At 71.3% G+C, this 13,353-nt stretch carries 10 protein-coding genes; 4 read left to right on the top strand and 6 right to left on the bottom strand.

Features of this window, described 5'->3' with window-relative positions; all coding sequences use genetic code 11:
• Positions 1-230: 230 nt before the first annotated feature.
• Positions 231-2,576: an ABC transporter permease gene (locus ACH4YP_RS14495; RefSeq protein WP_398490756.1), complete on the bottom strand. Its 2,346-nt coding sequence runs from the start codon at positions 2,574-2,576 to the stop codon at positions 231-233.
• Positions 2,573-3,325: an ABC transporter ATP-binding protein gene (locus tag ACH4YP_RS14490; RefSeq protein WP_398490755.1), complete on the bottom strand. Its 753-nt coding sequence runs from the start codon at positions 3,323-3,325 to the stop codon at positions 2,573-2,575. The genes ACH4YP_RS14495 and ACH4YP_RS14490 overlap by 4 nt, the downstream gene beginning before the upstream one ends.
• A gap of 213 nt (positions 3,326-3,538) precedes the next feature.
• Here ACH4YP_RS14490 and ACH4YP_RS14485 point away from each other — a divergent pair, with 213 nt between their 5' ends.
• Positions 3,539-4,834 (top strand): sensor histidine kinase, encoded by a 1,296-nt coding sequence (locus ACH4YP_RS14485; protein ID WP_398490754.1) that lies wholly within the window; start codon positions 3,539-3,541, stop codon positions 4,832-4,834.
• Entirely contained in the window at positions 4,831-5,541 is a 711-nt protein-coding gene (locus ACH4YP_RS14480; protein ID WP_398490753.1) for a response regulator, read from the top strand. Before ACH4YP_RS14485 ends, ACH4YP_RS14480 begins: the two co-directional genes overlap by 4 nt.
• A 194-nt stretch (positions 5,542-5,735) precedes the next feature.
• Here the strand turns inward: ACH4YP_RS14480 and ACH4YP_RS14475 are convergent, their stop codons facing one another.
• The 3 genes from ACH4YP_RS14475 to ACH4YP_RS14465 all read right to left on the bottom strand — a co-directional run bounded on the left by ACH4YP_RS14475 (position 5,736) and on the right by ACH4YP_RS14465 (position 8,993).
• Positions 5,736-6,755, bottom strand: coding sequence for a hemolysin family protein (locus ACH4YP_RS14475; protein ID WP_398490752.1), 1,020 nt, complete (start codon positions 6,753-6,755; stop codon positions 5,736-5,738).
• Entirely contained in the window at positions 6,752-8,095 is a 1,344-nt protein-coding gene (locus tag ACH4YP_RS14470) for a hemolysin family protein (protein WP_398490751.1), read from the bottom strand. Before ACH4YP_RS14470 ends, ACH4YP_RS14475 begins: the two co-directional genes overlap by 4 nt.
• Before the next feature lie 373 nt (positions 8,096-8,468).
• Positions 8,469-8,993, bottom strand: coding sequence for a GNAT family N-acetyltransferase (locus tag ACH4YP_RS14465; RefSeq protein WP_398490750.1), 525 nt, complete (start codon positions 8,991-8,993; stop codon positions 8,469-8,471).
• Between the two features lie 249 nt (positions 8,994-9,242).
• Here ACH4YP_RS14465 and ACH4YP_RS14460 point away from each other — a divergent pair, with 249 nt between their 5' ends.
• Together ACH4YP_RS14460 and ACH4YP_RS14455 are read left to right on the top strand one after the other, a co-directional pair.
• Positions 9,243-10,073 (top strand): hypothetical protein, encoded by an 831-nt coding sequence (locus ACH4YP_RS14460; RefSeq protein ID WP_398490749.1) that lies wholly within the window; start codon positions 9,243-9,245, stop codon positions 10,071-10,073.
• 853 nt (positions 10,074-10,926) lie between these two features.
• Positions 10,927-12,489 carry a fused MFS/spermidine synthase gene (locus ACH4YP_RS14455; protein WP_398490748.1) on the top strand — a complete coding sequence of 521 codons (1,563 nt, stop codon included), beginning with the start codon at positions 10,927-10,929 and terminating at the stop codon, positions 12,487-12,489.
• Between the two features lie 118 nt (positions 12,490-12,607).
• On the opposite strand, the gene ACH4YP_RS14450 is transcribed toward ACH4YP_RS14455, so the two are convergent.
• A complete protein-coding gene (locus ACH4YP_RS14450) occupies positions 12,608-13,201 on the bottom strand; it encodes a TetR family transcriptional regulator (protein WP_361067479.1) in 594 nt (197 codons plus the stop codon).
• Positions 13,202-13,353 lie beyond the last annotated feature (152 nt).

Here is a 13,353-nt window from a genome sequence, read left to right as displayed (position 1 = left end):
AGCATCCGCTGATGGCGGCCGCGGAGACTGCGGCCTCTGGGCTGCGGGTCCTCACGGATTTCCTTTCGCCGACCGCCGACCGCCGACCGCCGACCGCCGACCGCCACGGCCAGGACGGCGGCTACGTCTCGTCCCGGCCGTGTCCGAGGTGCTCGTCGAAGAAGCGCTCCACGGCGCGGTACAAAGCGATCAAGTTCTCCGGGTTCTCGATGGAGGCCTCTCCAGTCCTCCTATTCGGTTCGCAGGGCGGTGGCGGTGCGGGTTCTTGCGGCCCAGCTTGCGGGGAGCAGCGCGCCCAGGACGGCGATGAGGAGGCCGCCCGAGACCAGTAGGGCCAGTTCGGCGGCGTGGTAGACGGTGAGCACGGAGTCGGGGAGGTCGAGACCGGCGCTGTGGCCCATGGCGGGGAGGACCCAGCCGTGCAGGGTGACGCCGAGCGGAACGCCCAGGGCGCCGCCGGCCAGTCCGGTCACGACCACGGAGGTGACGACCATCGCGATCATCTGCCGGGGCGTCATGCCCAGGGCTTTGTGGACGCCGAGTTCGCGAACGCGTTCGCGGGTGTCGAGTACGACCGTGTTGAGTACGCCGAGCGCCGCGACGGCGACGAGCATCAGTGTCAGGAGCGCCGACAGTGCGTTGAGCGTGACGACCATGTCGCTGCCGCCGTCGGCTCCGCCGGGCCGGGCGGTGACCCCGAGCGGCTTCAGGTCTTCGTTCAGCGTGTCGACGTAACGGACCACGTCGGTACCGGACTTCACCGCGATGTGCTGCGTGGTGTCCGTCAGGGCCGGGTGCGCGGGTGAGAGCGTGGCGGCGTCCGTGAACAGTTGCATGCCGTCGTCGCGGGGGTCGAGGACCTCGCCGACGATCCGGACCGTGACCGCCGCCTCGCCCAGGCCGCCCAGTGTGACGGTGTCCCCGATGCGCGTACCGGTGGCGGTGAGGAAGCCGGTGGGCGCCACGGCCTCGCCGGGCTCGGCGATCCAGTTGCCGGAGACCATGGTGTAGCCGCCCCAGGAGGCGTCGCCGGTGAAGGCGACGACCGCCGTGGTGCCGGCCAGGCCTGGGACCGTGGCCCGGGCTGTCGCGGTGCTGTAGTGGGTCCGGGTCGCGGGCTGGGCGTCGATCGCGGTGGCGACGGCGGCCGGATCGGGCTCGGGCCGCGATGAGGCGATCGGACCGTTGGGGCCGAGCTCCGGCAGAGGTGCGGCGACGGTGACGTCGGCGGCGTCATGGGCTCTGGCCTTCGTCACTTCGCCGAGCGATGCCCCCATGCCGACGGTGAAGGTGATGGCGGCGGCGCCGAACAGGACCGCCGTCCCCATGGCCAGGGCACGGGCGGGGCGGGCGAAGGGGCGGGTCAGGCCCAGGGCGAGTGGCCGGGACACGGGGAGCCGTCCGGCCAGGCGTGCCGCCCACCGGCCGCGGTCCGTTCGCGCGGTACGCCCGACGGCGAGCGCGTCGACCGTGCGGAGCCGGCCGGCCCGCCAGGCGCTCGCCCAGGCGGTCACCGCGACCAGACCGAGCACTCCGCCTACCACGGCCGTGTCGACCCAGGGGACGACGGCCAGAGAGGTGGTGCCGTAGACGTCCTCGGTCTCGGACATCACCGGCACGGCCAGCAGGTGGCCCGCGAGAACACCGAGTGCCGTGCCGACCGCCGCCGGGATCAGGGCCTGGCCCACGTAGGCCCGTACGACCTGCGCCGGGGTGAAGCCGATGGCCTTGAGGACGCCGATCCGGCGCAGTCCCGCGCTCACGGTGCCGGCGACCACGTTGCCCACGATGAGAACCGACATGACCAGGCCCAGGACGCCGAACGCGAGGAGGAACGGCACGTACAGCGCGGTGTCGCGCTCGGCGGACGCCCTGACGGTGAGCCAGGACTGCGTCCCCGTCACCGCCTTGACCCCCGCTGTCACGGCCTTGCGGCCTGCCGAGACCTGGGCTTCGGTGTCGGCGGCGGTGAAGCGGTAGAGCATCTGGTAGCCGCCGGGCCGGTCGGGCGTGAGCTCGGTGACCTGGGCCGGAGACACCCACGCGTCGGCGCTGTGGGTGACCGAGCGGGCCGCGCCGACCACCTTCACGGTGGGGGTACCGGGCAGGCCGGGGAAGGTGAGTTCGAGACCGAGGGTGGGGAAGAGCGAGGCGTCCGCGTTCAGCACGATCTCGCCGGGGCGAGTGGCCCAGCGCCCGGCGGTCAGCTTGAGGTCGTCGACCGCTCCGTCGGGGTCACCGCGGCCGACGACGGTCATCGGCCACGCATTCGCGCCGTCGTGGACGCGTGGGGTGACCGACACCGCGCGGAACGGGCCCGCCGAGGCCGCCACCCCTTCGGCACGCCCGGTCGCCTTCGCCCGACCGGCGCTGGTGCCGGCCGCGTCGAACTCGGCGGACAGGTGCGCGCCGTGCTGCCGGGCGAAGGCGTCGTCGAACGGAGCGCCGGAGATCACCAGCAGCGAGCCCGCCAGGACGGACGCGGCGACCGCCATCATCGCGGTCAGGCCGATCACGAGCGTCTGCACACGGCGTCGCTTCACGCCCGAGCGCACCACCCGGCCCAGCGCGCTCATCGGGCCACCTCCGCGCCGCTGCCCTCGGCGCTGCGGCTGTCGGCGATGCCACCGTCGGCGGTCTGGCCGCCGGTGATCCGGTCCTCGGCGATCCGGCCGTCGACGATCCGCACCGTGCGGTCCGTGCAGGAGCGGGCCAGGGCGAGATCGTGGGTGACCACGACCAGGGTCTGGCCCTCGGCGTTGAGGTCCCTGAGCAGTCGGCTGACGTCCTGGCCGGCCGCCGTGTCGAGCGCGCCGGTGGGCTCGTCGGCCAGGATCAGCGGCGGCCGGTTCATCAACGCCCTGGCCACCGCGACGCGTTGGCGTTCACCCCCGGACAGCCGCCCGGGGTAGCCGGCGGCGTGCCGGTCGATATCGAGGGCTTCGAGGAGTTCAGCCGCCCGGCGACGCGCTTCGCCCCGGGCCATGCCGGCCAGCTGCGCGGGAAGCGCGACGTTGTCCGCGACGGTCAGGTCGTCGAGCAGGTTGAAGAACTGGAAGACCATGCCGATCCTGGACCGCCGGTAGCGGGCCGCCGCGGCCTCGCCCAGCCGGTCGACCCGTACACCGTCCACGGTCACGGTCCCCGTGTCCGGCCGGTCCAGACCCGCGATCAGGTTGAGCAGCGTGGACTTGCCGCTGCCGGACGGTCCCAGGATCGCGACGGCCTCACCGGGCCGCACGGTCAGCGACGTGTCGTGCAGGGCGGGCGGCCCGTCGTCGTATCCGCGGCTCACGTCGCGCAGTTCGATCACCGGCTGGGTCATGAAGGGCTCCTCGGGTCCAAGCGTCTGGCGCCCTGGACGCTAGGCGGGCTCCCGGTCCGGCCACGTCCTTCGCCCGTGCCGTTTCCGGTCGTCCGTCGGAACGAGGGCCCGGCGGTGTCCTCCCTGAGAAGTAGGCGACTGATGTAGGCGGTGCGCCGGAAGTGACCTCCGGGACGGATCCCAGGAGGGCCGGGTGACGGCGAGAATGTGCCGGTGACGAACGAGACGACCGCGGTGGACCGGCTGCGAGAGGCAGCCCGTCGTGCGCTGCGCCCGACCGGGCCGGCACCGCGCCCCACCCGGCGCGGCCGGCAGTTCGACCTGTTGGTGGCGGGGGTCTTCGCCGTCGCCACCGTGTACTACGCCATCGACGTCGCCGACCATCAGATTCGCGAGGTCCTTCCCGGTGTGGGGAAGGCGATCCAGCCGTCGGGAACGGATGCCCGGGTGGCCCTGAGCGCCCTCGCGCTCGTCACCTCCGGTGCCCTGGCACTGCGCCGCCGCTACCCGCTCGTCGTGCTGTGCGCGGTGACCTGCCTGGCACTGCTGACCCCACAGGACGTTGCGCGGCTGACCTTCTACCCCCTTGTCGTCGCCGTCTACAGCGCCGCGGCCTACAGCCCGTACAGGATTCCCACCCTGGCGGCCGTGCCGACGGCGGTCCTCCTCGTCTACACGTCGGGCGCCTCGACCACCCACGTCTACCCGTATCAGCCGGGCATCGTCCCGAACGAGTACGTGGCCCTGTGGATCCTCGGACCGCTGGCGATGGCCGCCAACGGCCTGCGCACCTGGCGGGTACGCACCGACGAGGGCCGCGCCCGGCTGACCGCCGTGGAACGCGAGCAGGCCGAGGCACTGCGCCGCGCCGTCGAGGAGGAACGCGCCAGAATCGCCCGCGAACTGCACGACGTCGTCACCCACAACGTCAGCGTCATGGTCATCCAGGCCGGCGCCGCCCGCCGGGTCATGAGAGTCGTCCCCGACGAGGCCGACGAGGCACTGCTCGCCGTCGAGGCGAGCGGCCGGGCGGCCATGACCGAGCTGCGTCACGTCATGGGCCTGCTCACCATGGAAAGCGGCGACCAGGACGCGACCAGTGCCGAGAACCTGACCCCGCAACCGGGCCTGGAACAGCTGGAGACACTCGTCGGGCGGGTCCGGGACACCGGCCTGCCCGTCGACCTGAAGATCACCGGAGTGGCCCGCCCCATGCCACCCGGCATCGGGCTCACCGCCTATCGCGTGGTCCAGGAGGCGCTGACCAACACGGTCAAACACGCGTCCGGGGCGAGTGCCACCGTCTCCGTCGAATACGCCCCCGACCGGATCCGGGTGGAGGTCTCCGACACCGGCGGACCTCCGGGCCCCGCCGCGGCCACCGGAAACGGCCGTGGACTGCTCGGCCTGCGCGAGCGCCTCTCCGTCTACGACGGGACCCTGCACACCGGGCGGCGCCTCACCGGCGGCTACCGTGTCGAGGCACTCATCCCCCTGGAGGCACTGTGACCGAGCCGCCACCGCGCGTGGTGCTCGCCGACGACCAGACCCTGGTCCGTACGGGATTCCGGATGATCCTGCGCTCCGACGGCATCGAGGTGGTCGGCGAGGCCACCAACGGGTCCGAAGCCGTCGACGCGGTCCGCCGCACCCGGCCCGACGTGGTCCTGATGGATGTCCGGATGCCGGAGACGGACGGCCTGGAGGCCACCCGCCGCATCCTCACCGGCACCCCGGGCGAACCCCGTGTGATCATCCTGACCACCTTCGACCTCGACGAGTACGTCTACGCGGCCCTGTCCGCCGGGGCCAGCGGCTTCCTCCTCAAGGACGTCACCCCCGAGCAGCTGATCTCCGCCGTCCGCACGGTCCGTTCCGGAGACGCGCTGCTCGCACCGGCCGTCACTCGCCGCCTGGTGGAGAGATTCACGCAGCGGGACAGTCACGACAGCCACACCACCGCGATTCACCGTGACCTCGCCTCCCTGACCCCGCGCGAACGCGAAGTCCTGGGTCTGCTGGCCCGAGGACTGAGCAACGCCGAAGTCGCCGACCGCCTGCACCTGGCCGAGACGACCGTCAAGACCCACGTTTCCCGCGTACTCGCCAAGCTCCAGCTGCGTGACCGCGTCCAGGCCGTCATCGCCGCCTACGAGGCCGGGCTGGTCAGCGTGGGCGGACGGGAGCCGGCAGGGCCGTCGGCCGAGCACCTGTGACCGGTCTCGGCGGCCACCCGTTACCCGTCCTGGCGCGAATCCCGCCAAGGCGAGGGCAAGTGGGGTCTGAGTCCCAGCGACACGCCGTGCGTGCGGCGTGTCGCTGGGACTGAGCAGACACCTACCGCCGCGCAGCGGATTCGCCAACCGCGTCCCCCAACGGCAGGGGGCCTGGCGTGTATGGAAACGCCCGGTCAGGACCCCTGTGGCTGCAGGTAGCGGGCCAGTAGGTCGTCCAGGCTCACCATGCCCGTGAGCCGGCCGGACTCGTCGACGACGACGGCCAGGGAGGCACGGCGCCCTCGCAGTACGTCGATCGCGTCGGCGACCGTGGCACCCTGACCCATCTCGGGCACCGGCCGCGCCAGTTCACGGGCGCTGATCGCGCGGCCCTGGGCACGGGCGACCAAGGCGTCGCGGGTGTGGACGGAACCGATGACGGCGGCCTCGTCCCGGACGAGCAGGCGGGTGCGGTCGCTGTCGGCTGCCACGCGCAGGATCTCGTCGACGTCCGCCGTGCCGCCGACCGAGACGATCTCCGCGGCCGGCACCTGAAGGTCACCCACCGGGGTCTGCGGTTCGGTGAGCGAGCGGGTGAGCAGCTCCGAGTCGGCCACGCTGATCAGGCCGAGCCGCTCGGACTCCTCGACGAGGTGGGTGAGCTGCTCCCGGTTGTGGACCGAGAGCAGTTCGTCGCGCGGGGTGACCCGGCACAGCCGTACCAGGACGTTGCTGATCCGGTTCAGCACTCCGATCAGCGGACGGACCACCCTCACCACGGCCCGGAAGGACGGGGAGAGCAGCATCGCGGAGCGTTCGGGGTGGGCGATGGCCCAGGACTTCGGGGCCATCTCGCCGAGCACCATGTGCAGGAACACCACCACGATCATCGCGACGGCGAAGGCGACGCCGTAGCTGAGCGCGCTGGGCAGGCCCAGGTCGTGCAGCAGCGGGTCGAGTTCGTGCGAGATGGCCGGCTTGGACACCGAGCCCAGGCCCAGGGTGCAGATGGTGATGCCGAGCTGGGCGCCGGCCAGCATCAGCGACAGTTCGCGCATGCCGGCGAGCGCGGCCTTGGCGCCGCGCTGCCCCTGGGCGGCGGCCTTCTCCACGCGGTGTCGTTTCGCGGCGACCAGGGCGAACTCGGCCGCGACGAAGAAGCCGCTGCCGATCAGCAGCAGCACGGTGACGAAGAGTGCCATCGGGAAACTCATGCCGGCTCCTCCTCACGGTCCACGGCGGGCAGCCGCTCCAGTCGGACCCGCTCCGGCACGTGACGGTCCAGGGTGCGTACGTCGATCACCGCGCGGCCTCCGCCGGGCAGCTCGACGGTGAGCCGGTCGCCGATGGCGGGGAAGCGGCCGAGGCGGTCCACGATGAGGCCGGCCACGGTGTCGTAGTCCTCCTCCTCGGGCAGGTCGATGCCGGTGGCCTCGGCGATCTCGTCGAGGCGGCGCCCGGCGTCCACCAGCCAGCCGCCGGCGTCGGCGACGGCGAGTTCGGTGACCGTGTCGCTCTCGTCGGCGATGTCGCCGACCAGCTCCTCGGCGATGTCCTCGTAGGTGACGATGCCCGCCACCCCGCCGTGCTCGTCCAGCACGACGGCGAACTCGTCGTCGCGCTCCCGCATCTGCCCGACCGCCTCCGACAGGGGCAGTGTGTCGGGCAGCAGCAGTGGCCGCCGGGCGAGGGCGCCCGCGGTGATGCCGGTGAGCCGGCCGGCGGGCAGGCGCATCAGCTCGCGTACGCCCAGGACGCCGGTGACGTCGTCGGGGTGGTCGCCGAGGACGGGGTAGTTGGAGTGGCCGTGTCTGCCGATCAGGTCGACCGCTTCGGTGGCACCCGCGTCCTTGCGGACGAAGACGGCGTCGACACGCGGGACCATCACCTCGTCCAGGGTGCGCTCGGAGAACTCCAGGGCGTGGTCGATCAGGTCCGCGGTGTCCTTGGGCAGCTCGCCCTGCTCGTGGGACTCGCCGATCAGATGGCCGAGCTCCTCCAGGGTGGCCCCGTGGTGCAACTCCTCGACCGGCTCGATGCCCACCTTGCGCAGCAGTCGGTTGGCCGCCCCGTCGAAGACGCGGACGAGGGGACCGACGACCTTCAGATACGCCAGCGTCGACGGGGCCAGGGCCTTCGCCAGCCGCTCCGGTACGGCGATCGCGAGGTTCTTGGGGGCCAGCTCGCCCAGCACCATCTGCACCACCGTGGCGCCCACGAAGGCGAGTACGACGGAGATGCCGCCGACCGCGCCCTCGGGGACGCCGATGCCGGTCAGCGCGGGCTTGAGCAGCGCGGAGACGGAGGGCTCGGCGATGAAGCCGACGACCAGTCCGGTCACGGTGATGCCCAGCTGGGCCCCGGAGAGCATGAACGACAGCCGCTCCAGCACCTTCAGGGCGCGGGCGGCCTTCCGGTTCCCGGCCTCTGCCTCACGGGCGAGGGCGAGCCGGTCGGCGGAGACGTAGGCGAATTCCTGAGCGACGAAGTAGCCGGTGCCGGCGGTCAGCACGAACACGGCCAGCAGGCCCAGCACGGCGTTGGCGGCACTCATCGAACACCACCCCGCCGGGTGCCGTTCTCATGCTCGGGAACGTCCTGGCGGGATGGTCGGGGACTGTGCCCCGAGGGGTCCGTCGGTCTGGCGGACAAGGTCGGTACTCCTCCGGTAGTGCTGGTACTCGAAACGATTCTGGCCACATTCCGGTTCCCGGCGCCTTCCGCACTCGGACGCGCCGGAGGGCCGCTGCATTCACCGGCCCGTCACCGACGACGCCGCCGCATGGGCCGCATGGCTGAACCCGCTCTTGCCGGTCAGCGCCCGTCGCTGCTCCTGCCGGGAACCGTCCGAACCGCTTTCGGTAAGCCCGTACGCCAGGAGAACCAGGCTGACGGCCGCCGCGGCTACCAAGGCGTGCCGGTAATCGTCATGCCGGGGACCACACGCCGAACCACTGCTCGGCGCCGTAGTCCTCGAACCGCTCCGCCTCGGTGAACCCCAGCTTCGCCGCGAGGCGCATCGAGCGGACGTTGGCGGTCTGGGTGGCGAGCACCACTGGTTCGCCGGGAAGCGCGTCGGCGAACCAGCCGAGTGCTGCCGCGCACGCCTCGGCGGCGTACCCGTATCCCCATGCCCGCGGCAGGAACAGGTAGCCGAGCTCGGCCTTCCCGGCAGCCTGACGAATGTGCCCCGTGTCTCTGGTGAGCGTGATCCGGCCGATCATCGTTCCGTCGAGATCGACCATGAAAAGGCCGGGGCGCCGGACGGGCGCGCCGGGCATCTCGCGTTCGAGCTCGTCACGCGGCCGGGGGCCACCGAGGTAGGTGCCCACCTCCGACGAGGCCAGCAGCTCGATGACCGCCGCACGGTCCCGGGCCTCGGGCTCACGGAGTACGAGCCGCTCGGTCCTGATCGGAGCAGGTGGCCAGGCGACGGGTCCGAGCTCAGTCATGCCGGCCAGCCAATCAGCAGGCCCGGCAGTGATCAAGGCTCCCGGACTGGTCACCCACGCCATCGGCCCGGGCCAGGCGCATGACGCCGGGCGCATCGCGACAACGTGAACACCGTCACGGTCACTGGCACCGTCACCGTCACTTTCACCGACCCGGCCGCTCCGAGCGGTGCAAGAATGCGGCGCCCACGGCATGAGCGTTTCGGCTCGTGCCGGGGTGCGAGCACCATGGGAACGGGGTGGGGAGCCATGAGCTTGGCCATGTGTCCACTGTGCAGCGACGACGAGGATGTCGAGGTGGTCCGCTCGCTCGGTGGCGGACGTCGAGTCGTGAAGCACCGGTGTGGTTACCAATGGGAGCACGGAGAGCCCGCTTCTCCCCAGAAGCAGCCGCCGTACGCATTCAGCGACCTGAAGGCCCGCTTTCCGAAACCCGAGGACGTCGAGCCCGAGCGACTGGACCGCGTCAGCCGGCTCAAGGCGCGGTACCTCGTCACCAAGCCCGACTTCGAGCCCGAGGTCGCGCTCTACTGGGCGAAGTACCAGAAGGTCTTCTCCCCGGACGGGCTGCGGACATGTGACCCCAGGGTCCTCAAGGACTTCGCCAACTCCGATGTCGGAGCCCACCCCGGCAACCAGGCCACCTTCAACTCCGCCTGGAACGCCATGGGCGATGCGGCGGCCGGCGAGTCGACCCGTCGGACCATCGACTATCTCCTGTACGGACCCGACGACATACCGCTCGCGGACCGGCTCCAGCACCTGCTGACGGGTACGAAGCCGTTCGCCATGACCGGATTCAAGGAGGCTCTCCTGACGAGAGCCCTGTGCGTGACGCAGCCGGACCGCTTCCTGTCGATCCTCAAGTACACGACGCAGGCAGGCGGTAAGCGCGAGATCGCGCGGTCGGTGTACGGACTGGAGCTGCCGGCGCCCGAGTCGGTGAACTGGACCCTCGGGCGGCTCATCCTGTGGAGCAACGACCTCCTGCACCACCTGGTCGGAGACGGCTTCGCCAACCAACAGCACGCCGCCGCCTTCCTGTGGTGGGCCAAGGACCAGCCCGGAGGGCTCCGGTAGGCGACGCACCGAGGCCGATCACGGCAGCAGGCTTGTCCCCAGGACTCGGCCTGCTTCCGCATGACTTGGGCTGTTTACGGCGCCGGCCGCGCAGTGGTGGCCGGGTGACAGCCTGCTGTCGGACCTGTCCCGCAAGAACTCCTGGACGACCGCTGAGCGGGCGGGGGAGGCCGGCGGCCGGGCGGAACGGCCCCTGCCGCAGGGGCCGCTCAGGAGGCCGGCTTCCGTGCCGGAGGCTTGTCCGGCCTCCGGCCTGCTCGCCTCGTCAACAGAAGTGAATCAGTTGAATATTCGCAGCACCAGCCGGACAACTGTCGTGACTCCTCGCCAGATCCACTCGAACAGTCCTCCCGCCACGGCCATGTCGGCGGCATCCTCGGCCGAGGACGCCCGGCTCGACTTCGAGCGGCACTGCGAGCAGGAACGGGGCCAACGGCGCTTCCGCGCACCGCATTTCTTGCACATCGTCATGACCTCATTCTTCCCTGCCGTCACACCCCTGCGGATCGTCGCGACCGCGGTTCCGACCACCACCCGCACTTTGTCGACCCCACTCGCCGGACGCGCGACATGGCCCGCCAACTCAAGGCCCTCGGCCACGACTTCGCCCGCGCACCGGCAGCCTGACCGGCAACGCCGTCCAAGCTCTGGCCAACCAAGGGCGCGGCCTGCCCTGTTGGACGGGGATCTCTTCGCGATCCCCGTCCGGGCACACACCCTGCGCCGGTACCTGCGCGCCTCCTCCGCCCGTTGTACGCGGCCGAGTCGCGGATCGACCGGACCTCGGCGAAGGCGGCTCCGGCGGCGTACCGCGCGGCGGTTCGTCGGTGAGTCACGTGCGAGGATGTCGTCCGTGACCGGATCGTCTTCCTCGCCCGTCGCCAAGGACACGCCGGGCGACCACGGCCTGGGTCCCCGTGCCGCTGCCGTGCTTGTGTTCGGGTCCTCGGCCGCGGTCCTGGTGGTCGAGATCGTCGCGTTGCGGCTGCTGGCTCCCTACCTCGGTCTCACCCTCGAAGCCAGCACCATGGTGATCGGCATCGCGCTCACCGCGATCGCTTGCGGCTCCTGGCTGGGCGGGCGCCTCGCCGACCAGGTCGATCCGCGCCGGCTCATAGGCCCGTCGCTCGGGGTGTCGGGAGCGGTCGTGGCGCTCACCCCCGCCGTGCTGCGCACCAGTGCGGAGTGGGCGCCGGCGGTGCTGTTGCTGATCGCGTCGCTGACCATCCTCGTGCCGGGCGCGCTGCTCTCCGCGGTGACGCCGATCGTGACCAAGCTACGTCTCACCAGCCTCGCCGAGACCGGAACGGTTGTCGGCCGGCTGTCCGGCGTCGGCACCGTCGGTGCCATCTTCGGCACCGTCCTCACCGGCTTCGTCCTGGTGTCGCGGCTGCCGGTCAGCGGCATACTGATCGGCCTCGGGAGCCTGCTGGTGGCCGGCTCGGCGCTCATCGAGTGGCGGACCCGACGGTGGAGCGGCACCCCTGCCCTCACACTCGTGGTCGTTGCCGGCGGCCTCGCCACCACGGTCGCGCCCGGTGGCTGCGACGCGGAGACCAAGTACCACTGCGCACGGGTCGTCGCAGACCCCGACCGGGACAGCGGCCGCACACTCGTCCTGGACGGCGTGCGGCACTCCTACGTCGACATCGACGACCCGACCTTCCTGGAGTTCACGTATGTGCGCGCCATCGCGTCGGTGGTCGATGCCGCCTTTCCCGAGGGCGAGCGACTTGCCGCCCACCACCTGGGCGGCGGCGGGCTCACCTTCCCGCGCTACCTCGCGGCCACGCGGCCCGGGACGCGCAGCCTCGTATCCGAGATCGACAGCGGGGTCGTGCGCATCGACCGCGACCAGTTCGGTCTGAGCTCCGAAGCCGGTATCGACGTACGCGCCGAGGACGGCAGGCTGGGCCTGCGCCGACTGGACGCCGGTAGCCGTGACCTCGTCGTCGGTGACGCCTTCGGGGGCGTCAGCGTGCCGTGGCACCTCACCACCGTGGAAGCGATGACCGACGTACGGCGGGTGCTCGACGAGGACGGCCTGTACGTCGCCAACCTCATCGACCACGGTGATCTGGCCTTCGCGCGCGCCGAAGCGGCCACCCTCCGCGAGACCTTCGAGCACGTCGCCCTCGTCGGCCGACCCACCGACATCGGCCTCGACCCGACCGCCACCCCCGAGGGCGGCAACCTGGTGATGATCGCTTCCGGCCGACCGGTCGACCTGCGCGCGACCCAGGAAGCGCTGGACAGCCGGCGAACCGACTGGAAGATCGCCACCGGCGACGACCTCACCTCCTGGATCGGCGACGCCCAACCGCTCACCGACGACTACGCACCCGTCGACCAGCTCCTCCAGCCCTCCAGTTCGCGGGCACCCAGTGACAGGACACGCGCCGGTGCGACCGGCTGAGAAGCAGGGTCTGACCTGGTCTTCTCCGTGACCCGCTCAGGGCGACATCTTTCCTAGACCCCGTCACGCGAAAGGCCTGGCGATTCTGGAGCCCGCCCCGAAGGGTGCCTGACCCGGCTCAGTGTGGTGCGAGTGCCGCGAAGGCCTCGTCCAGGAGGTCGACCAGGTCGAGGTGGCCGTCGGAGGCGGTCCAGTGGTCGACGGCGACGTTCAGGCAGTCGAGGGCGGCCGCGGCTCGTACGGATCGGCCCACTGTCGTGGAACCTGCCGGGTTGTCGCGCTCGGCCAGGGCCTCGGCCAGGGTGGGGCGCCAGCCGTGCTGTTTCTCCAGTTGGCGTGCGCACAGGGCCGGGGTGTCCTGCACGAGGCGTGCCATCGCCAGGGAACCCGCCGGGTCCAGGCGGTAGAGCTCGACGACGGTGTCCAGGGCCCGGCGCAGGGCCGTCCAGTCGTCCTCGTCGGCGGGGCGGGCCCGCAGGGCGTCGGCGACCTGGGTGCCGTGGGCGTTGAAGGCGCCGAGGACCGCGTCCTCCTTGGTGCCGAAGTAGCGCAGAAAGGTGCTGCGGGACACCCCGGCAGCCGCCGCCAGGTCGTCGAGGGTGACCTTGGCGAAGCCCTCCTGGCGGAACAACTCGAAGGCCACCTGGGCCAGTTCGGCCCGCACGGCCGCCCTGGCGATGTCTCGCGTGTTCGTACGCGCCGCTCCACTCACCCCGTGATCGTACCGCTTGACCGACCCTGGATGGCAAGAGAGGCTCTTGGTGGCATGTGTGACACTGAGGTTCACTTGTGCGGTCGGTGTTCATCGATGTTCATCGATTGCCATCGGCATTCTTCGAGAGTCTTCGAGAGGGAGATCCGTCA

The sequence above is a fragment of the Streptomyces sp. NPDC020747 genome, assembly GCF_044334695.1.
Lineage (GTDB): Bacteria > Actinomycetota > Actinomycetes > Streptomycetales > Streptomycetaceae > Streptomyces.
This window is presented reverse-complemented; position numbering and strand designations above follow the sequence as displayed.